The 21,772-nt window shown below is 74.6% G+C and carries 20 protein-coding genes and 1 tRNA gene; 10 read left to right on the top strand and 11 right to left on the bottom strand.

Annotation, left to right across the window (positions count from 1 at the left end):
* The first annotated feature begins 53 nt into the window (after positions 1-53).
* Positions 54-446 carry a VOC family protein gene (locus FXF65_RS40005; RefSeq protein WP_148355694.1) on the top strand — a complete coding sequence of 131 codons (393 nt, stop codon included), beginning with the start codon at positions 54-56 and terminating at the stop codon, positions 444-446.
* Here FXF65_RS40005 and FXF65_RS40000 read toward each other — a convergent pair.
* A complete protein-coding gene (locus FXF65_RS40000; protein WP_148355693.1) occupies positions 440-1,876 on the bottom strand; it encodes an ATP-binding protein in 1,437 nt (478 codons plus the stop codon). The genes FXF65_RS40005 and FXF65_RS40000 overlap by 7 nt on opposite strands.
* A gap of 65 nt (positions 1,877-1,941) precedes the next feature.
* Positions 1,942-3,591, bottom strand: a complete 1,650-nt coding sequence (locus FXF65_RS39995) for an NAD(P)/FAD-dependent oxidoreductase (RefSeq protein ID WP_246199419.1) — start codon at positions 3,589-3,591, stop codon at positions 1,942-1,944.
* Positions 3,592-3,720: 129 nt separating this feature from the next.
* On the opposite strand from FXF65_RS39995, the gene FXF65_RS39990 reads away from it, so the two are divergent.
* The gene (locus tag FXF65_RS39990) at positions 3,721-4,776 is read left to right on the top strand and encodes a Gfo/Idh/MocA family oxidoreductase (RefSeq protein WP_148355691.1); all 1,056 of its coding nucleotides are present in this window, start codon (positions 3,721-3,723) and stop codon (positions 4,774-4,776) included.
* Between the two features lie 28 nt (positions 4,777-4,804).
* Here FXF65_RS39990 and FXF65_RS39985 read toward each other — a convergent pair whose 3' ends face one another.
* The 7 genes from FXF65_RS39985 to FXF65_RS39955 all read right to left on the bottom strand — a co-directional run bounded on the left by FXF65_RS39985 (position 4,805) and on the right by FXF65_RS39955 (position 12,755).
* Entirely contained in the window at positions 4,805-5,818 is a 1,014-nt protein-coding gene (locus FXF65_RS39985; protein ID WP_148355690.1) for a coiled-coil domain-containing protein, read from the bottom strand.
* A 173-nt stretch (positions 5,819-5,991) separates the two neighbouring features.
* Complete coding sequence (locus FXF65_RS39980; RefSeq protein ID WP_148355689.1) at positions 5,992-6,429, bottom strand: HNH endonuclease; 438 nt, start codon at positions 6,427-6,429, stop codon at positions 5,992-5,994.
* A gap of 21 nt (positions 6,430-6,450) precedes the next feature.
* Positions 6,451-6,521, bottom strand: a tRNA-Asn gene (locus FXF65_RS39975).
* 124 nt (positions 6,522-6,645) lie between these two features.
* Entirely contained in the window at positions 6,646-7,629 is a 984-nt protein-coding gene (locus tag FXF65_RS39970) for a GNAT family N-acetyltransferase (protein WP_148355688.1), read from the bottom strand.
* Positions 7,630-7,741: 112 nt separating this feature from the next.
* Positions 7,742-8,725: a methylmalonyl Co-A mutase-associated GTPase MeaB gene (gene meaB / locus FXF65_RS39965; RefSeq protein ID WP_148355687.1), complete on the bottom strand. Its 984-nt coding sequence runs from the start codon at positions 8,723-8,725 to the stop codon at positions 7,742-7,744.
* Positions 8,722-10,935, bottom strand: coding sequence for a methylmalonyl-CoA mutase (gene scpA / locus FXF65_RS39960; RefSeq protein WP_148355686.1), 2,214 nt, complete (start codon positions 10,933-10,935; stop codon positions 8,722-8,724). The genes meaB and scpA overlap by 4 nt, the downstream gene beginning before the upstream one ends.
* Positions 10,932-12,755, bottom strand: a complete 1,824-nt coding sequence (locus FXF65_RS39955) for a methylmalonyl-CoA mutase subunit beta (protein ID WP_148355685.1) — start codon at positions 12,753-12,755, stop codon at positions 10,932-10,934. The genes scpA and FXF65_RS39955 overlap by 4 nt, the downstream gene beginning before the upstream one ends.
* 229 nt (positions 12,756-12,984) lie before the next feature.
* Between FXF65_RS39955 and FXF65_RS39950 the strand changes: the two genes are divergently transcribed.
* From FXF65_RS39950 to FXF65_RS39935, 4 genes are all read left to right on the top strand, one after another.
* On the top strand, positions 12,985-13,194 hold the full coding sequence (locus FXF65_RS39950) for an HGxxPAAW family protein (protein ID WP_148355684.1): 210 nt from the start codon (positions 12,985-12,987) through the stop codon (positions 13,192-13,194).
* Between the two features lie 14 nt (positions 13,195-13,208).
* The gene (locus FXF65_RS39945; RefSeq protein ID WP_148355683.1) at positions 13,209-13,391 is read left to right on the top strand and encodes a hypothetical protein; all 183 of its coding nucleotides are present in this window, start codon (positions 13,209-13,211) and stop codon (positions 13,389-13,391) included.
* 180 nt (positions 13,392-13,571) lie between these two features.
* On the top strand, positions 13,572-14,660 hold the full coding sequence (locus tag FXF65_RS39940; RefSeq protein WP_148355682.1) for a carboxylate-amine ligase: 1,089 nt from the start codon (positions 13,572-13,574) through the stop codon (positions 14,658-14,660).
* Between the two features lie 174 nt (positions 14,661-14,834).
* Positions 14,835-15,833: a sensor histidine kinase gene (locus FXF65_RS39935; RefSeq protein ID WP_148355681.1), complete on the top strand. Its 999-nt coding sequence runs from the start codon at positions 14,835-14,837 to the stop codon at positions 15,831-15,833.
* On the opposite strand, the gene FXF65_RS39930 is transcribed toward FXF65_RS39935, so the two are convergent.
* Positions 15,830-16,777 (bottom strand): phosphotransferase, encoded by a 948-nt coding sequence (locus tag FXF65_RS39930; protein ID WP_246199418.1) that lies wholly within the window; start codon positions 16,775-16,777, stop codon positions 15,830-15,832. The genes FXF65_RS39935 and FXF65_RS39930 overlap by 4 nt on opposite strands.
* A 121-nt stretch (positions 16,778-16,898) precedes the next feature.
* Here FXF65_RS39930 and FXF65_RS39925 point away from each other — a divergent pair, with 121 nt between their 5' ends.
* From FXF65_RS39925 to FXF65_RS39910, 4 genes are all read left to right on the top strand, one after another.
* Complete coding sequence (locus FXF65_RS39925; RefSeq protein WP_148355679.1) at positions 16,899-17,333, top strand: MauE/DoxX family redox-associated membrane protein; 435 nt, start codon at positions 16,899-16,901, stop codon at positions 17,331-17,333.
* Between the two features lie 173 nt (positions 17,334-17,506).
* On the top strand, positions 17,507-18,142 hold the full coding sequence (locus FXF65_RS39920) for a GNAT family N-acetyltransferase (RefSeq protein WP_148355678.1): 636 nt from the start codon (positions 17,507-17,509) through the stop codon (positions 18,140-18,142).
* 310 nt (positions 18,143-18,452) lie between these two features.
* The gene (locus FXF65_RS39915; protein WP_187412780.1) at positions 18,453-19,262 is read left to right on the top strand and encodes an SAM-dependent methyltransferase; all 810 of its coding nucleotides are present in this window, start codon (positions 18,453-18,455) and stop codon (positions 19,260-19,262) included.
* A gap of 210 nt (positions 19,263-19,472) precedes the next feature.
* Positions 19,473-20,762 carry an acyltransferase family protein gene (locus tag FXF65_RS39910; RefSeq protein ID WP_187412779.1) on the top strand — a complete coding sequence of 430 codons (1,290 nt, stop codon included), beginning with the start codon at positions 19,473-19,475 and terminating at the stop codon, positions 20,760-20,762.
* A 21-nt stretch (positions 20,763-20,783) separates the two neighbouring features.
* On the opposite strand, the gene FXF65_RS39905 is transcribed toward FXF65_RS39910, so the two are convergent.
* Positions 20,784-21,653, bottom strand: a complete 870-nt coding sequence (locus FXF65_RS39905; protein ID WP_148355675.1) for a DMT family transporter — start codon at positions 21,651-21,653, stop codon at positions 20,784-20,786.
* Between the last annotated feature and the right edge of the window lie 119 nt (positions 21,654-21,772).

Genomic DNA, 21,772 nt, shown 5'->3' with positions numbered 1-21,772 from the left:
GTTATTGTAGGGTTCCACCCATCATTGGTGGACACCCACGATTTGGGGGACGCATGGACGCGCTGTACCCGCGCCTGCTGGTGGACGACTTCGAGCCCGCCGCCCGCTTCTACGCGGCGGCGCTGCGCGAACTGCTCGGGATCGAGCCGGTCAAGCTGCTGCCCGCCGCCGAGTACGCGAACTGGGACCTCGGCGGCGAGGGCGTCCTCGTCGTGATGGGCCGCGCGCGCATCGCGGAGGCGATCGGCTCGACGGGCCCGGCCGGCCAGGACGCGGCCATGCTCGTGTTCCGCGTGGACGACGTCGACGCCGCAGCGAAGACCCTCGGCGGGCTCGGCGCCACGCTGGTCGCCGGGGCGCGGGACCGTCCCGACTGGGGGCCGGGGCTGCGCACCGCGCACCTGCGCGACCCGGCCGGGAACCTGCTGGAGCTCCAGTCCTACTGATCGTCCGCCGAGTCCGCCCGCTCGGGGGCGGCGGACTCGGTGAGCGGCAGCAGGACCTTGAAGCGGGTGTCGCCCGGCAGCGACTCGACGCGGATGTCGCCGCCGTGCCGGTCGGCGACGATGCGCCAGGAGATGTCGAGGCCGAGGCCCGTCCCCTGCCCGACCGGCTTCGTGGTGAAGAACGGCGTGAAGATCCGGTCGATGTCGTCCTCGGGGATGCCCACGCCGGTGTCGGCGATCTCCACGAGCGCGTGGTCGTTCTCGCGGCCGGTGCGGATCGTGAGCGTGCCGGAGCCCTGCATCGCGTACAGGGCGTTGACGATCAGGTTCGTCCAGACCTGGTTCAGCTCGGCCGCGTAGACCGGGACCTCCGGCAGCGCCGGGTCGTAGTCGGTCTTCACCGTCACGTCCGCGCCGATCTTGCGCTTCAGCATGGTGAGCGTGCTGTCGAGCAGTTCGCGCAGGTCGGCCCGCACGTAGGGGGCGCGGTCGAGCTGGGAGTACTGGCGGGCCGAGTCGAGCAGGGCGGTGATGCGGCCCGTCGCCTTGGAGATCTCCGCCTGCAACTGGGCGACCTCCATGACCTCCGCCAGCCAGCGGATCGCGGCGGACAGGTGGTCGTCCGCGATCCGCGCGACCTCCGCCGCCTGCTCGGGTCCGATGCCCGCCGCGACGAGGCCGGGCGCAACGTCCCAGGCGTCCGGGACGCCGTGCTCCTCCAGCCAGTCGCCCAGCTCGTCCTCGGCGTCGCTGACCTCCAGCGGGCTCCGCCGCACCCCCGGCGGAGCGGGCTGCGGCCGCATCGAGACGAGCGCGCTCAGCCGCGTGCAGTCGACGCCCTGCGCGGCGAGGTCCGCGAGGCTGCGCTGCGCGCCGGTGAGGCGCTCCCCCAGCTCGGCGCTCGCCCGCGCCGCGGCCGCCGCCGGGTTGTTCAGCTCGTGCGTCAGCCCGGCGGTGATCGTGCCGAGCGCGGTGAGCCGCTCCCGCTGGTCGACGGCGCGGCGCAGGTTCGTCATGCCGAAGAAGATCCCGGCGAGCAGGTGCGTCGCCATCGGGAACCACTGGCGGACGGCCTTGCCGAACTTGCGGGCGGGCAGCACGAACATCCGGCACTCGCGCACCGCGCGCAGCGTGTGCTGGTACCGCTGCTCGATCTGGTCGCCGAGATACGCCTGGACCGCCCCGCCGTAGGTGCCGGGACGCGCCGTCCGCGTCACCTCGACGATGTGGCCGCGGACGTTCTGCGACATCGCCATCTCGCCGTCCAGCAGCACGTACAGGAACTCGGCGTCGTCGCCCTGCCCGCAGATCACGCCGTCCACGGGGAAGGTCTCGACCGTCCCGTACGCCGACAGCCAGCCGAGCTTCTCGTCGTCGAGATCCTCGAACAGGAAGAGCCCACGCAGCTCCTCGGGTGTCGCCGTGCTCATACCCGCCCCCTCATGCCTGCTTCCTGTGGGAGGTCGACCCCCCACACCCCCCGGTTCGCTCGCGCTCATGCCTGCTCCAGATAGCGGTGAACCAGGGCCACCGCCATCGCGCCGTCGCCCACCGCGGACGCGACGCGCTTCATCGACTGCGCCCGGACGTCGCCCGCCGCGAACACGCCCGGGACGCTCGTCTCCAGGTGGTACGGCTGGCGGGCGAGCGGCCAGCCCGCCGGGCGGCGGCCCCCGGCGACGAGGTCCGGGCCCGTCACCACGTAGCCGAGCGGGTCGCGCTCGACAAGGCCGTCGAGCCAGCCGGTGCCCGGCTCCGCTCCGATGAACACGAACAGCCAGTGCGCGTCGATCGTCTTCTTGCCGCCCGCCCACGCGAACGTGAGCCGCTCCAGCCGGTCGGCGCCCTCCGCCGCGCACACCGTCTTGCCGGTGTGGACCTCGATGTTCGGCGTCGCGGCGATCTGCTCGATCAGGTAGTGCGACATCGACCGCTCCAGGCCGTCCGCCCGGACGATCAGGTGCACCGTCTTCGCGTACCTGGCGAGGTGGACGGCGGCCTGCCCGGCGGAGTTCGCGCCGCCGACGACCGCGACCTCCTCGTCCGCGCAGGACGGGGCCTCGGTGAGCGCCGCGCCGTAGAAGACGCCCCGTCCGACGAAGTCGTCCACGCCCTCGGCGTTGAGCCGCCGGTAGGACACGCCGGTCGCGAGGATGACGGCGTGCGCGGCGATCTCCGTGCCGTCCGACAGCCGGGCGACGCGGGCCGTGCCGCGCGCCTCCAGCGCCGTGACCTCCCCGGCCTGGAGCAGCTCGGCGCCGAACCGGTCGGCCTGGCGGCGGGCCCGGTCGGCGAGCTGCGCGCCGGACACCCCGTCCGGGAAGCCGAGGTAGTTCTCGATGCGGGAGCTCTGCCCGGCCTGCCCGCCGAGGGCGCGCCGCTCCACGACGACCGTCCGCAGCCCCTCGGACGCCCCGTACACGGCCGCGCCCAGCCCGGACGGCCCGCCGCCCACGACGATCAGGTCGTAGAACCCGGTGGACGGCGTGCTCGGCAGCCCGATCGCGGACGCCAGCGCCGCGTCGGACGGCGCGGACAGCGTCGTCCCGTCGGACCGGACGATCAGCGGCAGCTCCGGACGGTCGGCCGCCTCGACCAGCTCCGCGCCCTCGGGGTCGTCGTCCATCAGCCACGTGTAGGGGACCTGGTGGCGGGCGAGGAAGTCGCGGACCTCGTAGCAGCGCGCCGACCAGCGGTGCCCGACGACCCGCAGCGCCTCACCCCGCTGGTGCCGCTCGGTGCGCGCCCACGCGTCGAGCTGCTCGTCGATCACCGGGTAGAACTTCTCCTCCGGCGGGTCCCACGGCTTCAGCAGGTAGTGGTCGAGGTCGACGTCGTTGATCGCGCGGATCGCGGCGTCGGTGTCGGCGTAGGCGGTGAGCAGGACGCGCCGCGCGTACGGGAACAGGTCCATCGCCCGTTCGAGGAACTCCACGCCGGTCATCTCGGGCATCCGGTGGTCGGCGACCATGACGGCGGTGTCCTCGCCGCGCAGCCGCAGCTCGCGCAGCGCGTCCAGGGCCTGGGGGCCGGACTCGGCGCGCACCACCCGGTACGACTCGGCGTACCGGCGGCGCAGGTCCCGCGCCACGGCCCGGGACACGCCCGGGTCGTCGTCGACGGTCAGCAGCACTGGCTTCGGCACCGGCTCCCCCTCTTTCCGCGATCTCCCTCCGAAGAATATGCCGCCCCGGCGACGGTGCCCGCGGCCCGGCCGGTCGCGGACGGGACCCCGCCTCCCGGCCGCCGTCCCGCCATCGGACATGATCGTCACATGGACCTGCGTGTCGCACTGATCGGCTACGGCACCGGCGGCTCGCTGTTCCACGCGCCGCTGATCTCGTCCGTGGCCGGGATGCGGCTCGCGGCGGTCGTCACCGGCGCGCCGGAGCGGCGGCGCGCGGTGCGGGAGCGGTACCCGGACGCGGAGGTCGTGGAGAGCGCCGACCGGCTGTGGAGCGCTCCCGGCGGCTACGACCTGGTGGTGGTCAGCGCGCCGAACCGGCAGCACGTGCCGCTCGCGCGGGCGGCGCTGACGTCCGGCGTCCCGGTCGTCGTGGACAAGCCGGTCGCGGCCTCGGTCGCGGACGCCCGCTCGCTCGCCGCGCTGAGCGCCGTCCGAGGGCTGCCGGTGTTCCCGTTCCACAACCGGCGCTTCGACGGCGACTTCCAGACGGCGCGGCGGCTGATCGACGATGGCGCGCTCGGGGACGTCCTTCGGTTCGAGTCGCGGTTCGAGCGGTGGCGGCCGGAGGTGCGGCCCGGCTGGAAGGAGAGCACCGACCCGCGCGAGGCGGGCGGCATCCTGTTCGACCTCGGCTCCCATCTGATCGACCAGGCGGTCGCGCTGTTCGGACGTCCGGCGGAGGTCTACGCGGAGATCGACGCGCGGCGTCCGGGCGCGGCGACCCCCGACGACGTCTTCCTCTCCCTGACGCACCCGGGCGGCGTCCGCTCGCACCTGTGGATGAGCGCGACCGCCGCGCGCCTCGGCCCGAGGTTCCGGGTGCTCGGGAGCCGCGCGGCGTACACGGTGTCCGGCATGGACGTGCAGGAAGAGCAACTCCGCGCGGGCCTAACCCCAAAGGAACCGGGCTACGGAATCGCACCCCCGGACGCCTCCGGCGTAGTCGGGACGCCCGGCGACGAACGTCCCGAGCCCACCTTGCCAGGCGCCTACCAGGAGTTCTACGCGGCCGTCGCCCGCACCCTCACCGAGGCCGCTCCCCCACCGGTCACCCTCGCCGACGCGATCATCGGCCTGGAGGTCATCGACGCCGCCGCCCGCTCCGCCGAGGAACACACCGTGATCCCCCTCGACACCCCGTAAGGCACGCTCACGGTCTCGGCCGGGTGGGTTAGAGCACGGAGACGTGGACGTGGTCGAAGTGGTTCTGGGTGACGCTGCCCCGGTCCTCCATGGCGCGCCAGCCGCCGCTGCCGCGCATGTCGTAGATGCGCTGCTTCCAGATGACGTACTTGATGCCGAGCCGGGACGCGTTGTCGATCACGAACTGGGCGACGCGGTCGCCGTGGGCCTGGGCGGAGGCGCTCGGCATCTTGCCGCCGGTGCTCTCCATGAAGTCGCAGGCCGTGCCGGAGCCGTGGTCCTGCGGGTCGCCGGGACGCGAGCAGCCGATGGTAGGGAACGGCCCGAACTTGCCGTCGATCTCCAGCAGGGCGGTCCGCATCCGCGCGGTCATCGAGTTGCCGACGATGGGCGACTTCGTGCCGCTGACGCCGTCCGGGCGTCCGCCTCCGGCGGGGCCCTGCGTCGCTTCGGGCTTGTACTTGGCGAGGAGCTTCTTGACCCGGGCGCGCTGGCCCTCCAGGTCGTCGATCTCCTTCTTCACCGCGTCGATCTTCTTGCGGGCCGTGTCCTGGGACTGCGTCGCCTTCGTCTGCATGGCCCGCAGGTTCTGGACGCGCCGCCCGTTGTTGAGGCTGATGTGCTCGATGACGGCGGCGTCGTGGACGGCGGCGCCCGGCTCGGCGGCGGAGATCATCGGGACGACGTCGAGCCGCCCGTTCATGTACGTGCCGGCCGCGAGCCGGGCCACGTCGGCGCGGGCGGCGTCGTAGTCGCGCCCGGCGCGGGCGGCGTCGAGGCCCGCGCGCTCGGCGGCCTTCTTCGCCTCGTCGAGCGAGATCAGCTCGCCCCGGTACTCCTTCGACAGCTTGTCCGCGCGCTTCTGGAGTTCGGCGTACTCCTTCTTGAGGTCCTTCGGTTTCTGCGGGAGGCCCGCGGCGCTGCCGGCCGCCGGCGGCAGCGCCGCCGAGACGCCCGCCACGAGGACGAGCGCCGCGAGCCGCCGCGCCGTCCTGCGCCCGCCGGAGCGGGTCGGCCTGCCGAGGGGATCGAGCGCCGCCACAGATCTCTCCTAGATAACAAAGCTCAAGATTGGCGGCACGCTACCACAATCGCCCATTTCGCCTCAGATGCTTCGAAAAACACATAGAGTTACCGCAAGGTCACCGGACGCCGAGGGGGCCGCGCCGCATGTCGCGGCACGGCCCCCGGGCTCCGAGCGCCGGTGTTCCCGCGTCAGCCGACGAGTTCGTCCCAGCGCGGGACGCGCGGCCCCGACAGGAGCCTCAGACCGGCCTCGGCGATCGTCCGGTCGCCCTTGCGGTTGTTGCACTTCCCACACGCCAGGACGGTGTTCTCCCAGGTGTCGAGGCCGCCGCGGGACTGCGGGTGGACGTGGTCGATCGTGTTGCCGCGCCGTCCGCAGTAGCAGCACAGGCCCCGGTCGCGCAGGTACACGCCGCGCTTGCTCCAGGGCGGACGCCGCCCGTGCCGCCAGCGCATCGCGACATAGCGGACGAGGCGCAGGACACGCGGCACCGGGAAGCGGCCGAAGGTACGGCCCTCCTCCGCCTCCTCGACGACCGCGACCTCGCGGACCAGCATGCGGATGGCGTGCTGCAGGTCGACCCGCTGCAAGGGCTCGTACGACGCGTTCAGGACGAGCACGTTCACCGCTCCACCTCCGTCCCGCGGCTCCCCCGCCAGGATTCGAACCTGGATATCCGCAATAACGATGCGGCGCTCAACCGTTGAACGACAGGGAAATGCTTCGGCAATTATCCGGCCTCCGGGCATTTCCCGGAAGCCTCCATAAGAGTGCCGACGCGGCGGTACGGCGGGCAACCACATTTTCGCGCGGACGCAATCGGCGGAGCGGCCGCCGGAGGGTCAGCGGAGGGCGAGGAGATCGGTGACGGCCGCCTGGTATTCGACGGACTCGCGCTCCACCCGGAAGCCGAGTTCGGCGTTGACGGCGAGCATGTGGACGTTGTCGCTGACGTTGTCGGTCTCGATCTCGCGGACCTCGGGACGCGCCTCCGCCAGCCAGCTCAGCATCGCGGCCTTCACCCAGATGCCGATGCGGCGCCCCCGGTGCTCGGGGACGACGGCGGTGTCGTACTGCGCGGCCCGTCCCGTCGCGTCGTGCGGGACGACGACCTCCGTGAACCCGGCGATCACCGGGCCGTCGAGCGCCGCGACCGTGTAGAGGTCGTCGCCGCGCTTGGCGACGATCTCCGCCGTCTCCCGGACGCGGTGCGCGTCCCACGGCGTGCCCTCGTACTCGGCGAAGTCGGCCATGGCGTGCTTGGCGCGGGCGAGGGCGGCGGCGTGCTCGTCCGGGACGACGCCGTGCCAGCGGACGAGCCGGTACCCGGCGGGCCCGGCCGCGAGGAGCCGCGCGACGCGCCCGGCGGGCAGGTCGTCCAGCCGCAGCAGCATGCCGCGCAGCGTGAGGACGCACTCGAAGCCGTGCGACTCCAGGAACGGGACGGCCGGGGTGCCCGCGAGGACCTGCGTGATAACGCTGGTGCGGCCGTCGGCGCGCAGCCCCTCGGCGGCGGCGGCGAGCAGCCGCCCGCCGAGCCCCCGGCGGCGAAGCTCGGGACGGACCTGGACGTCGATCTCGCCGGGCCGTTCCGGGCCGGGCTCGCCGGGCAGCCGCAGCAGGGCCACGGCGGCCAGCCCGGCCCCGTCGGCCACCCCCCACAACCGCTGCCGCGACCCCGGCTCCGCGCCGAGCAGGAGCCGGGTCGTGAGGTCCGGGTCGGGCGTGGGCTGCGCGCCCGGGTCGGCGGCGTGGACGGCCGCGAGCACGCCGTGCCACTCCCGGATCTGCGCGTCCGTTGGATCATCGAGTGCGATGACGTCCATCCGACTGTTGTACCTGATCCCGGCGCGGCGCCGCCGGGACCCCGGACAACCCCACTTAGCGGCCAGCCCGCCGGGCCGGTTTCGGACGCCGTTTCGGGCGCCGGGACCCGGCTCAGCGGCGCCGCGCGAACGCCGCCAGGATGCGCTCGGCGGCGAGCGCGGGGGTGAGCGTCCCGTCCGCGACCGCCGACTCCAGTTCGGGGGCGAGCTCCCGGACGCCGGGGTCGGCGCGCAGGTCGGCGAGCAGCCGCTCGCGGACCATCGCCCACGTCCAGCCGACCTGCTGGCGGCGGCGCCGGGCGTCCAGCTCGCCGGAGCCGCGGAGCCGGTCGTGGTGCGCGGCGATCCGGCGCCACACCTCCTCCAGCCCGCCGCCCTCCAGGGCGCTGCAGGTGAGGACGGGCACCTCCCGGCCGCGCGCGTCGCCGCGCAGCAGCCGCAGCGCCCCGGACAGCTCGCGCGCCGCCCGCTTGGCCTCCAGCTTGTGCTCGCCGTCCGCCTTGTTCACGGCGATGACGTCGGCCAGCTCCAGCACGCCCTTCTTGATGCCCTGGAGCTGGTCGCCGGTGCGGGCGAGGGTGAGGAAAAGGAACGTGTCGACCATCTCGGCGACCGCCGTCTCGGACTGGCCGACGCCGACCGTCTCGACGAGGACGACGTCGTACCCGGCCGCCTCCATGACGACCATCGCCTCGCGGGTGGCCTTCGCGACGCCGCCGAGCGTCCCGGCCGTGGGCGAGGGGCGGATGAACGCGTCCGGGTCGGCGGCGAGGCGGTGCATCCGGGTCTTGTCGCCGAGGATGCTGCCGCCCGTCCGGGTCGAGGACGGGTCGACGGCGAGCACCGCGACCTTGTGCCCGTTCCCGGCGAGGCGGGTGCCGAGCGCGTCGATGAACGTCGACTTGCCGACGCCGGGGACGCCGGTGACGCCGACGCGTCGCGCGTCCCCGGCGTGCGGGGTCAGCTCGACGAGCAGCTTCTGCGCCAGCTCCCGGTGGTCGGCCCTGGTCGACTCGACGAGCGTGATCGCGCGCGCGATCCAGGCCCGGGACCCGTCCAGGACCCCGGCCGCGTACTCGTCCAGGCCGGGGTTCACCGCTCTGCGTGGCCCAGCCGCGCGGCCAGCTCGGCGAGCAGGCCGAGCGCGGCGTCCGCGAGGACGGTGCCGGGCCCGAAGATCGCGGCGGCGCCGGCGGCGCGCAGCTCGGCGAAGTCCCCGGGCGGGATGACCCCGCCGACGACGATCATGATGTCCTCCCGGCCCAGCGCGGCGAGCTCGGCGCGCAGCGCGGGCACCAGCGTGAGGTGCCCGGCGGCGAGCGAGTTGACGCCGACGACGTGCACGTCGGCCTCGACGGCCTGGCGGGCGACCTCGGCGGGGGTCTGGAACAGCGGGCCCACGTCGACGTCGAAGCCGAGGTCGGCGAACCCGGTCGCGATCACCTTCTGGCCCCGGTCGTGGCCGTCCTGCCCCATCTTCGCGACGAGGATGCGCGGGCGCCGCCCCTCCGCCTCCTCGAACGCGGCGGTCGCGGCGCGGGCCCTCTCGATGTCGGTCACCTGACCGGCTTCCTCCCGGTACACACCGGAGATCGTACGGATCTGCGCGGCGTGCCGCCCGTACGCCTTCTCCAGCGCGCCGGAGATCTCGCCGACGGTGGCCATGGCGCGGGCGGCGTCGATGGCGAGGGCGAGGAGGTTCTGCTCCAGGCCGGGGGCGCGGTCACCGCTCTCGGCGGCCTCGGCGGCGCGGGTGAGGGCGTCCAGCGCGGCCTGCGTCACGGGCTCGTCGCGCTCGTCCCGCAGGCGGCGCAGCTTGTCGATCTGCTGCGCGCGGACGGACGCGTTGTCCACCTTCAGGACGTCGATCTCCTGCTCGGCGTCCGGACGGTACTTGTTGACGCCGATGACCGGCTGCCGTCCGGAGTCGATGCGGGCCTGGGTGCGGGCCGCCGCCTCCTCGATGCGCAGCTTCGGCAGCCCCTCGTCGATCGCCTTCGCCATCCCGCCCGCGCGCTCGACCTCGGTGATGTGGCCCCAGGCGCGGCGGGCGAGGTCGTAGGTGAGCCGCTCGACGTAGGCGCTGCCGCCCCACGGGTCGATGGCGCGGGTCGTCCCGGACTCCTGCTGCAGGAGCAGCTGGGTGTTGCGGGCGATGCGGGCGGAGAAGTCGGTCGGGAGGGCGAGGGCCTCGTCCAGCGCGTTGGTGTGCAGGGACTGCGTGTGCCCCTGCGTGGCGGCCATGGCCTCGACGCAGGTGCGGGCGACGTTGTTGTAGACGTCCTGCGCCGTGAGGGACCAGCCGGACGTCTGCGAGTGCGTCCGCAGCGACAGCGACTTCGGGTTCCGCGGGTCGAACGTCTTCACGAGCTTCGCCCAGAGCAGGCGGGCCGCACGGAGCTTCGCGACCTCCATGAAGAAGTTCATGCCGATGGCCCAGAAGAACGACAGGCGGGGGGCGAACGCGTCGACGTCCAGGCCCGCGTCGCGCCCGGCGCGGATGTACTCGACGCCGTCGGCGAGCGTGTAGGCCAGCTCCAGGTCTGCGGTCGCCCCCGCCTCCTGGATGTGGTAGCCGGAGATCGAGATGGAGTTGTACTTCGGCATCCGCCGCGAGGTGAACGCGAAGATGTCGGAGATGATCCGCATGGACGGCTGCGGCGGGTAGATGTAGGTGTTGCGGACCATGAACTCCTTGAGGATGTCGTTCTGGATCGTCCCCGCGAGGGCCTCCGGCTTCACCCCCTGCTCCTCGGCCGCCGCGATGTAGAGCGCGAGGACGGGCAACACCGCGCCGTTCATGGTCATCGACACGCTCATCCGGTCCAGCGGGATGCCGTCGAAGAGCTGCCGCATGTCGTAGATGGAGTCGATCGCGACGCCCGCCATGCCGACGTCCCCGGACACGCGCGGGTGGTCGGAGTCGTAGCCGCGGTGGGTCGCGAGGTCGAACGCGACGGACAGGCCCTTCTGCCCGGCCGCGAGGTTGCGCCGGTAGAAGGCGTTGGACTCCTCGGCGGTGGAGAACCCGGCGTACTGCCGGATCGTCCACGGCTGGGTCGCGTACATCGCCGGGTAGGGGCCGCGCAGGAACGGCGCGATGCCCGGGTAGGTGCCGAGGAAGTCGAGCCCGGCCAGGTCGTCGCCGGTGTAGAGGGGCTTGACGCCGATGCCCTCCGGGGTGTCCCAGACCTGGGCCTCGGGCTCGGCGCCGGTGGCGTCGGCGACGGCGGCGCGCCAGCGCTTGGCGGCCTCGTCGGCGGGGGGCGCCGTCCCGAGGTCGATCTCGCTGAAGTCGGGGATCATTCGCTCACTCCCAGATCACGGAGGGTGGCCGCCAGCGCCTCGACCGCGTCGCAGCCCGCGTGGACGTGCCCGTCGACCCCCTCGTAGGTTCCCTTACCCGCGAGCCAGATCTTCACGGCGCCCGCGTCGCGCAGGATCCGGGCGGCGTCGGCGGCCCGCTCGGCGTACACGTCGTCGCCGGAGCAGAGGCAGGCGACGGACGCCCCGGACGCGGCGAACTCCTCCGGCGCCCCGCTGACGGTCTCGATCCCGCCCGCCTGGAACAGGTTGGCGGCGAACGACGCCCGCGCCGTGTGGACGGCGACCGGCCCGAGCGTCGCGAGGAACACCCGCGGCCGCGCGCCGGACGCGGCGGCGTGGGCGTCGGAGCGGTCGCGCAGGGCCTCGAAGTCCTGCGCGTAGGCGACGACGGGCAGCCCGCCGCCGGGCTCGGCCGGGGCCGGTTCGCGTTCGGGGAGGGTCTCGGCCAGGTTCGGGAACTCGCTGACGCCGGTGAGCGGGGCCCTGCGCCGGGCGATGTCCTTGCGGCGGCGCGCCCAGGTCGCGGCGATCCGGTCCGCGACCAGGCCCGATTCGAGCGCTGCGGCGAGTCCCCCGGCCTTCTCGATCTCGGTGAACCACGTCCAGGCGGCCTGCGCGACGCCCTCGGTGAGGCTCTCGGCGTACCAGGAGCCGCCCGCCGGGTCGACGACGCGGGCGAGGCTCGACTCCTCCAGCAGGAGGGTCTGGGTGTTGCGGGCGATGCGGCGGGTGAAGCCGTCCGGGAGGCCGAGGCGGACGTCGTACGGCAGGACGGTCACCGCGTCGGCGCCGCCGACCCCGGCCGCGAACGCGGCGACGGTGGTGCGGAGCATGTTCACCCAGGGGTCGCGGCGCGTCATCATCGCGGCCGAGGTGACCGCGTGGATCCGCGCGTCCGCCCCCTCGGTCGCGCCGCTGACCTCGGTCACCCGCGCCCACAACCGCCGCAGGGCGCGGAGCTTGGCGATCGAGGAGAACTGGTCGGCGTCGACGGCGACGCGGAACTCGATCTGGCCGAACGCCTCGTCCACGGTCAGGCCCGCTTCGGTGAGGGCGCGCAGGTAGGCGACCCCGGCGGCGACGACCGCGCCCAGTTCCTCGGAGTCGGAGCCGCCCGCGTCGTGGTACGGGGTCCCGTCGGCGACGATCGCGCGCAGCTTCGGGAACTCGCGGGCGCAGCGGACGCCCAGCGCCGCCGCCTCGTCGAGGGAGCCGGGGGTCCCGGTGCGGGCGGCCAGGCCGAGCGGGTCGGCGCCCAGCGCGCCGGACACGTCGGCCGCGTTCCCGCGCCCGGTGACCAGGTCGAGGAAGGCCTCCGCCGCCCCGCCCGTCTCGGCTCCCGCGTCCAGCGCGACGGGCGCGAGGTCGAGCAGGACGCCGCGCAGCGCCTCGGGCAGCGCCGCCACCGGCAGCCCGCCCGCGCCCAGCCGCAGCCAGAGGGACGTGGCGCCGTTCTCCAGGTCGGCAAGGATCGCCTCGCGGGTCACGGCCGGGTCGGGGTGCGCGTGGCGCTGCCGGACGTCCCAGCCCGCGAGGCCCTCGCCGTCCGGCCGCACCGCGCGGACGTAGGGGGCGAGCCCGGGGCGTCCCGGCGGCGCGTCCTCGCGCGCGTAGAGCGGGGCGATCGGCACCCCGTCGTAGGACTCGCGGGTCAGCAGGCCCTCGACCGCGTCGAGCGGGGTGTCGTCCGTCGCCGCGCCCGATTTGCGCAGCACCCCCTTCACCATCTCCCGCCACCGGTCGCGCTCGGCCGGGGGGAAGGCGGCGGCCAGTTCGAGTTCCTCAGGCGGCACCGTCATGCTCTGGATCGTAGGCAACCGCCTGAATCCGGCCTGAAGCCGGGGTGGCGCGGAACCGAACGGCCTTCGGTCCGGCGCGTCCGGCGGGACCCTCCGGCGGGGCGCTCACGGTACCCCGGAACGCCCGGTGGCGTGGGGCGTTGCTAGAGTTCGGCGCGTAGCCCCCAGCGCCCCCAGCGCCTGGCGGGCCCGCCCCTCCACCCGATCCTCGCAAAGGGAAGACGCACGCATGTCGACTGGCAGCCACGCCGGGCGCCCGAAGTCCTGGGTAGCCGTGGCCATCATCTTCGTCGGTTTCGTCGTCGGCGGCGTCGGCGTCGTCCTCGGCCCCGACTGGGTCGTGTTCGGTGTGGGCGCGGCGATCGCCGCGGTCGGCGCGATCATCGCCCTGGCCGTCGACATCATGACGGACGTCGTCGTCGACGAGCCGCGGCACTGACGGCGGACCGCGGCATGTTCGGGCGGCCTCCGATCGAGGAGCGGATCGCGGCGCGGCAGCGCGAGCGCGGCCCGCTCAAGCCGGGGAAGGTGTTCCCGCACGCCCCCGCCAAGATGCTGTTCTTCTTCGGCATCGGCGTGGTCGTGATCACACACCTGATCGCGCTGTCGATGTACTTCTTCGACCCCGGTCCCTGAGCAACCCCTGATCAAGCCTTGAACCGGACGGCAGGGTAGGAACCGGGCGGCGCGTCAAGGATGGATCAAGGCGCTCCCCGGTGACCGTTTCGGGCCGTCCGGCAGGTGCGAACGCGGCGGCGGCCACGTACGGTCGAAGGGAGTCGCCCCCTGCGTCGCTCCCGGCCCCGAGGTGGTGGGATGGCCCCGCGTTTCGGAATCGAGGAAGAGTACTTCGTCGTCGATCCCGGCACCCGGGAGGTCGTTCCGCGCGCCCCCGCCGTGGTGCGGCGGGCGTCCGCCGCTCTCGGCGATCGAGCCTCCACCGAGCTCGTCGCGTTCCTGGCCGAGGCGAAGACGGCGCCCTGCGACGACATCGACAAGCTCGGCGAGCAGGTCCGGTCCATGCGGGCGGCGATGGCGGCAGCGGCGGCGGCCGAGGGCGTCCGGCTGGCCGCCTCCGGGACCCCGATCCTCGGCGACCTGTTCCCCGCCCCGATCGGCGCGGGCGCGCGCTACGCCGAGAGCCGCGCCATCTACCGGGCGCTGGACGACGAGCAGAGCATCTGCTCGTGCCACGTCCACGTCGAGATGCCGGACCGGGAGCGCGCCGTCCAGGTCAGCAACCATCTGCGGCCCTGGCTGCCGACGCTGCTGGCGCTCGCCGCGAACTCGCCGTACTGGGCCGGGCGCGACACCGGGCACGCCTGCTGGCGGGTGATGACGTGGGCGCGCTGGCCGGTGGCGGGGCCGCCGCCGTTCTTCGAGTCGTCCGCCCACTACGAGGACCTCGTCGGCACGCTGCTCGGCTGCGGCGCGCTGATGGACGCCGGCACGATCTTCTGGGACGTGCGGCCGTCCGCCCGGCTGCCCACCGTGGAGGTGCGGCTCGCGGACGTCGCCCCGTCCGCCGCCGACGCCGTCGTGTTCGCCGCGCTGATCCGCGCGCTGGTGGAGGTGTCGTCGGCGGCCGTGGACGCGGGCGAGCCGCCGCCCGACCCGTCCCCGGAGATGCTGCGCGCCGCGTACTGGCTCGCCGCGCGCGACGGCCTCGGCGGGACCGGCGTGGACGTGCGGACCGGCCGCCCCGCCGGGTTCCGCGAGCAGACCGGCGCCCTGATGGCCCATGTGCGGCCCGCGCTGGAGGCGAGCGGCGACCTCCGCACGGTCGCGGACGGCGTCCGGCGGCTGCTCGCGGGCGGTACGGGCGCCGAGCGGCAGCGCGCCGCGTACCGTCGGCGCGGCACGCTGACCGACGTGGTGGACGCCCTCCTGCTGGCCGACCGCTGACGCTGCTACGAGATTTTTACCGGCATCCCTTGTTTTTTAGCGGCCCGTAAGGGGTATCCGTAAGTCCGGTTACCATTCGAGGACGCCCTTCCGACCTCGGGGGACGCGCACGCGACCGGTTCGCGGGCACGCCGCCCCCCGCCTACCCCTCCACTTGCGATGCACGTGCACGTGATGCCATATCCGAACGAGGGAGACCGCGCGGCGAGCCCGCGGCCCCGGCCCCGGCCACGGGGGCCGGGCGCGCCGCCACGCGACCCGTTCGTCCATCCGGCGCTCTTCTACCGCGACGACGCCGAGTACCTCGCGGGGACCGTGCCGTTCGTCCGCGCGGGCCGATGCGCCGGCGAGCCCGTCGCGGTCGCCGTCCCGGGCGCCCGGCTCGACGTCCTGCGCGACGCGCTCGGCGCCGTCGCCGACGGGGTGACCTGGCTGGACATGACCGAGGCGGGGCGCAACCCGGGCCGCATCATCCCCGGCGTGCTCCGCGACTTCGCCGACCGGCACCCGGCGGGCCGGGTGCGGATCATCGGCGAGCCGGTCTGGCCCGGCCGGTCCGCCACCGAGTACCCGGCCTGCGCGCAGCACGAGGCGCTGATCAACCTGGCGTTCGCGGGGCGCGGCGTGTCGATCCTGTGCCCCTACGACACGGCCGGCCTCGACCCCGCCGTGATCGACGACGCCCGCGCCACCCATCCCGTCGTGATCGACCGGCACGGCGAGCGGGTGAGCGACGACTACGCGCCGGACCGCGTGATCAGCGACTACAACCTGCCGCTGCCGGAGCCGCCGCCGGGCGCGGTCGCGATGGGCTTCGACCTCGACACGCTGCCGCTCGTCCGGGAGTTCGTCACCCGGTGGGGGCCGCGGCTCGGCCTCGGCGAGGCGGCGACGGGCGACCTGGAGCTGGCGGTGAACGAGCTGGCCGCGAACTCGTGCCTGCACGGCGGCGGCGTGGGCACGGCGCGGCTGTGGGCGGAGGACGGCCAGGTCGTCTGCGAGGTGCGGGACGCCGGGACGATCACCGACCCGCTGGTCGGGCGGCGCCCGGCGAACATGAGCCCGAACGGCGGACGCGGCGTCCTGATGGTCAACCACCTCGCCGACCTCGTCCGGATGCACACCGGGCCGGACGGCACCGCCGTCCGCGTCTACCTGGCCGCCGCCCGCTAGGGGCGGGCGACGGCGCGGGCGATCCCGGCGAGCGACTCGGCCAGCAGCGCGTCCCGTCCGGTGGACGCGGCGTACTCGGCGAGCGTCGCGCTCAGGTTGAGCGCCAGCGTCCGCGCGGCGGCCTCCTGGTCCGGCGACACCGGCCCGTACGCGGCGAGGAACGCGGCCCGCGCGTCGCCGCCGAACCCGGCGTAGGCGAGGGACAGGTCGACGGCCGGGTCGGCCAGGCACACGTCGCCCCAGTCGATGATCCCGGCGGCGCGGCCGTCCGGCCCGAGGAGCAGGTGCCGGACGTGCAGGTCCCCGTGGACGATCACCGGCTCGCCGTCCGGCGGGCGCCGGTCGCGCGCGGCGGCGAGGAACGCCTCCACGGCCGGGTCGCGGTCCCAGGCGCCGAGCGCGGCGAGGGCGTCCAGGCGGGGGAGCGTCCGTTCCGCGCGCAGCGCCGGGTCGGCGCGGCGCATCGGGTCGAGCGGCAGCCCCTCCCCCGCCTCGCGGACGAGCGCCGGGTCGTGCAGCGCGCGCAGGAAGCCCCCGATCCCGGCGGCGAGCGCGCCGCGCTCCGCGTCCGGCGGGCGGACGTCGGCGAACTCCCGGCCCTCGATCAGCCGTCCGCCCCAGAACGGCCAGGGGAAGCCGGCGGACGGCCCGGCGGCGTAGCGCGGCACGGGCACCGGCAGCGGCAGCCGCGGCGCGAGGACGGGCAGCGCCGCGATCTCGCGCTCCACCCCCGGCACAGCGATCCGGCGGCGCGGGAACCGGAACGCCCACTCGCCGCCGACCCGGAAGACCGTGTTGTCCCAGCCGGTCGCGAGCCGCTCGACCGCCGCGCCGCGCAGTCCGGGGAACCGGTCCGCGATCAGCGCGGCGGCCGTCGCGGCGGTGACCTCGCGTTCCGGCGCCCACTCGGGCGACGGCGGCGGGCCGTCCGCTGGCGTCGTCACGAGGGGGAACGCTATCTCGCCGGACGGCCCGGATGCCGAGTCTTGACCCTCTGGCCAGGTGTAACGGCCGGGCGGCGGGAATGAAACCGAGCGCCCTGTCCCACCGACGGTTGGGGGAACCATGCGGCTCCTCGCTCGCGCTCACCAGATGCCCGTCCGCCTGATCGTCGGGGCGTTCGTCCTGAACTCGGGCATCTCGAAGCTCAAGCACACGGACGAGACGGCCGACCAGTATCACGGCATGGCGAAGACCGCCTACCCGTTCCTGGAGTCGCAGGACGCGCGGACCTTCACCCGCAGGCTCGGCGCCGCCGAGGTCGCGCTCGGCGCCGCGCTGGCCGTGCCCCTGGTGCCGTCGCTGGTCGCGGGCGCCGCGCTCACCGCGTTCGCGGGCGGGCTGACCGGCCTGTACTGGCGGCTGCCCGGCATGCGGGAGCCCGGCGGGATACGCCCCACCCCGGAGGGCATCCCGCTCGCCAAGGACACCTGGCTCGTCGGGATCGGCTCCGCGCTCGTCCTGGAGGAGATCCTCCGGGCCGGGGAGGACTGCGGATAGCGCCCTCCAGCGCGCGTATCGCGGGCCCTTTCTGTGGCACACTCCCGTCTGACAGGCTCCCGTCCGCGACGCGCTCTCGCACGCGATTCCGCATGCGCCGCTCGCGCCCGCGCTCCTTGACGCGCGGACGCGGCGGCGGTGACGATCGGCGCGTCCCCCGAGGAGGCCGCGCCATGACCACCAACCCCGTTCCGTCCCCGGTCGTCCGCGCGGCCACGGCCCCGGACGTCGACGAGCTCGCCGCCCTCCTCGCCCGCGCCTTCGACGACGACCCGGTCTGGAGCTGGCTGGTGCCGGATGAGGCGTCCCGGATCCGCCGCCTGACCGGCCTCTACGCGCTCACGCTGCGCCGGGTGCACCTCCGGCACGGCGGCAGCGAGTCGACCGGGCGGGGCGCGCGGCCGGAGGCGGCGGCGCTGTGGGACCCGCCCGGGCGGTGGCGCGTCCCGCTGCGCGTGCAGGTGACGCAGACGCTGCCGCTGCTGCGCGCTTTCGGCGCGCGGGTTCCGGTCACGCTGCGGACGCTGAGCGAGATCGAGCGCCACCACCCGCGCGAGCCGCACTGGTACCTGGCGATGCTCGGCACCGATCCCCCGGCGCAGGGCAACGGGCTCGGGAGCGCGCTGCTGCGGTCGCGGCTGGACCGGTGCGACGCGGAGGGCGTCCCCGCCTACCTGGAAAGCTCGAAGGAGCGCAACATCGCCTACTACGAGCGGTTCGGCTTCCGTGTGACGAAGGAGCTGCCGCTGTCGGGCCGTGGCGCGCCGTCCGTCTGGCTGATGTGGCGCGACCCCGGAGGCGGCTCCTGAGCTTTCCGACAGGGGTACCGGTCCGGCGGTTAAGCCGGAGTCATGACCAGAAATGGCCATTTGTCCAATAGTGCCCGTGGGCGGGCCGGCGGTCTGGCACCGCCGCGTCCGCGCGCCGCGCTCCTGCTGCCCGTCCCGCTTGCCTCCGGAGCGCGCCGGAGGCCGCCAAACGCGCCTGTCCCCATGCGGCCACCGCGGGCGCGGCCGCCGGGCCGCCGGGCGGTCTCGCCGCCCGCGCGCCCGGCTCGGCGGCCTACCGTCGAGGGTGAGCCGAGCACGCTCCCTCTTGGCGAAGGCGACAGGTGACGCAATGACGACGGCCGGCGCGCGGACGCCCGCGACACGGGCGCCGGGGACGCGGCTCGCCCTGGACAGGCCGGGGACCGCCCGCGTCCACGACTACCTCCTCGGCGGCAAGGACAACTACGCCGCCGACCGCGAGCTCGCGCACGAGGTCCTCGCCGTCCTGCCGCAGGCGGGGGACGCGGTCCGCGCCGCCCGCGAGTTCCTCGCCCGCGCCGTCCGGGTGCTCGCCGCGCGCGGCGTCCGGCAGTACCTCGACCTCGGCTGCGGGCTGCCCACCTCGGAGGCCCTGCACCGGATCGCCGCGCGGCACGCCACCGGCGCCCGCGTCGTCTACGTGGACGACGACCCGCTCGTCATCGCGCACGCCCGCGCGCTGCTGATCGACGGCGGCAACGTCGCGGCGCTGCGGGCGGACGTCCGCGACCCCGGCTCGATCCTCGGCAGCCCGGAGGTGCGCCGCCTCATCGACCCGGCGGAGCCGGTGGCGCTGGTGTTCTCGTCCGTCCTGCACTTCCTGCCGGACGCGGCCGGCCTCGTCGCCGCGCTCGCCGCGCCCGCCGCGCCGGGCAGCGGGCTGGTCGTCTCGCACGCCACCGCCGACTTCGCGCCCGGCGCGTTCGCCGAGGCCGCGTGGCGGTACGCGGACGCGAGCGGCGTCCCGCTGATCCCGCGCGACGCCGCCGGGATGGCGGAGATCCTCGGACCGTTCCGGGCGGTGTCGCCGGGGCTCGTGCCGCTCGGCGGCGCGCCGTTCGGCGGGACGTCCCGGCCCGGTCGCGAGCCGATCATGTACGGGGCGGTCGGGGTGCGCTGACCCGTCCCCCGGCGCGCCCGTCCGCATTGTGGGGTTGATCACAGTCGCGGGCCTCACCGCGCGCCGCGCGCGAGGCCGCCGGAACGCCGTTCCCGCCGGTCCTGACGCACCCGGGACGATCACACTGCGTCAGTCGCCGGAGCGTTCCGTTAAGGCAATTCTCATCTTCCGGCTGGAGAACGCCGAGACACCGCCCCTATGGTGGCCCGAATGCCGACGAACACCCTGACCCCACCTGAAACGCAGATCGGCTCCCGTCCGGCGGCGGCCGCCCGGATGGGCTGGCTGGACGCGCTGCGCGGCCTCGCGGCGCTGGTGGTGGTGTTCGAGCACTCCCTGGACGTGCTGCTCCCCGAGGTCCGCAGCGGCGCGAGCCCGTGGTTCGACTTCGGCCGGTACGGGGTGTTCGTCTTCTTCCTCGTCAGCGGGTACGTCGTCCCGTTCTCGCTGGAACGGCGCGGGAGCGTCCGGGAGTTCTGGGTGGGGCGGTTCTTCCGCCTCTACCCCGCCTGGTTCGTGTCGGTGATACTCGCGCTCGTGCTCGGCTCGGTCGGGCTGTCGTACGGACTGCCCGCCGCTCTCGCCGACCGGCCGTGGGCGTCCGCGCTGGCCCACGCGACCATGCTGCAGGACCTGCTGGGCGTGCCGAACGCCGTCAACGTGTTCTGGACGCTCTCCTACGAGATGGTCTTCTACCTGCTGGTGACGGCGATGTTCGTCGCCGGGATCCACCGCTCCAGCGCGCGGGTGGCGCTCGGGTTCGGGGTGGGCGCGGCGATCCTCGGCGTCGCGCTGCCGTCGGTGCTGCTCGCGTCCCGGTGGCCGGGCGCGACGATCCTCGCCGCCGCGCTGCTCCTCGCGGTCGGGCTCGCCGCCATGGTCAGCGGGTGGCGCCGGGTCCGCCGCACCGGGGTCGCGGTCGTGGTGACCCTGGCGCTGGGGCTGCTCGTCCTGGACAGCCGCATCGGCGCCATCGAGAGCCTCTGCGTCATCGCCACGATGTTCGCCGGGACGGCCGTCCGCGGCATCCAGGACGGCCGCCTGCGCCCCTGGCCCGCCGCCGCGATGGTCGCGGTCGTCCCCGCGTTCTCGCTGGTCGCGGGCCTGCGGACGCCGACCGCGTGGGCCCTCAACGCCAATCCGAACCCGCTCGGCCTGGACTGGTCCGCCGCCGTCGCCGCCGCCTGGCTGACCTTCCTCGCGGGGCTCGCGCTGCGGAACCGCCCGATGCCGCGCGTGCTGGTGTGGTCGGGGCTCGTCAGCTACTCGGTGTACCTGCTGCACCCGCTGGTCATCCAGGCGATCTGGGCCGTCGGCGGGCGCGACACGGGCAACCTTCCCGGGTCCGTCCGGCTGCTGTGGGGCGTGGTGCTGTGGACGACGGTGCTCGCGTCGGCCGCCTTGGCGCACCGGTACGTCGAGCGTCCGGCGCAGCGGTTCGGACGGCGGCTGACCGCGCGGCGCCGCACGGGCGACGACGGCGTCCGCGTTCCCGCCTAGAGCGGGACCCTTTCCGGGGGGTCAGGTCGCCGCCTCGCGCTCGACGGCCGCGGACCGGGACAGCATCGCCACCCCGGCGGTGAGGAGGGCCGCGCTGACCGACACGGCGACGAACGCGGACGCCGTCCGGGGCGGCAGCGTCCGGAAGGCGAGGGCCGCCACCAGGTAGGACGCGATCGGGTTCGTCATCGTCATCGCGGTCATCGCGGCGGGCAGCGAACCGGCGGCGAACGCCCGCTGCTCCAGGATCAGCCCGAGCAGCGTGCTGCCCGCGAGGGCGTAGCCGGGCCAGTCGGCGGCGGTCGCGGCGACGCCCCGCTCCACGAGGTCGGCGGTGGTCAGCTTGATCAGCACGGCGGTCGCGGCGAAGAACAGGCCCGCGCAGACGCCGAGCAGCGCGGCCCGCACCGGCCCCCGGCGCAGCCACGCCGCCCGGGACAGCACGATGATCACCGGCGCGGCGATCAGCCCGGCGAGGAACAGCCGGGGCCGGGACGGCTCGCCCTCCGGCGGGATCGCGCCCGGCACCGTGAACAGGACGGCGAGCCCCGCCGACACGGCGACGCCGCCGAGCAGGTCCGTCCGGGCGGGGCGGCGGCCGGTGCCGACCGTCCCGAGCACGATCGTGAAGACGAGCTGGGTGACCAGCAGCGGCTGGACGATCGCCGTCGAGCCGAAGTGCAGCGCGACGGCCTGCGCGCAGAACCCGGCGAGGTTCACGCCCCAGCCCGTCAGCCACACCGGGTCGCGGACCAGCCGCCGGATCAGCCCGTGCGCGGCCGAGGCGTCCGACCCGCCGCGCACCGCGCGCCGCGCCGCCCGGTACTGCAGGGCGGCGGCGCCCGCGAACAGGAACGCGGCGAGCAGGCTGAACCCGACCGACAGCGCCATCAGATCGTTCCAGCCCGCGCGGCGGCGACCTGCTTCGCCGCCGCGGCTCGTCCCCCGCCGGAACGGATCACCGCGCCCTCCCGCCTCGTCCCCCGCACGCCGCCCACGGATCATCCTCC

It is taken from the genome of Actinomadura syzygii, assembly GCF_008085905.1.
In the GTDB taxonomy this organism is placed as follows: domain Bacteria; phylum Actinomycetota; class Actinomycetes; order Streptosporangiales; family Streptosporangiaceae; genus Spirillospora; species Spirillospora syzygii.
This window is presented reverse-complemented; position numbering and strand designations above follow the sequence as displayed.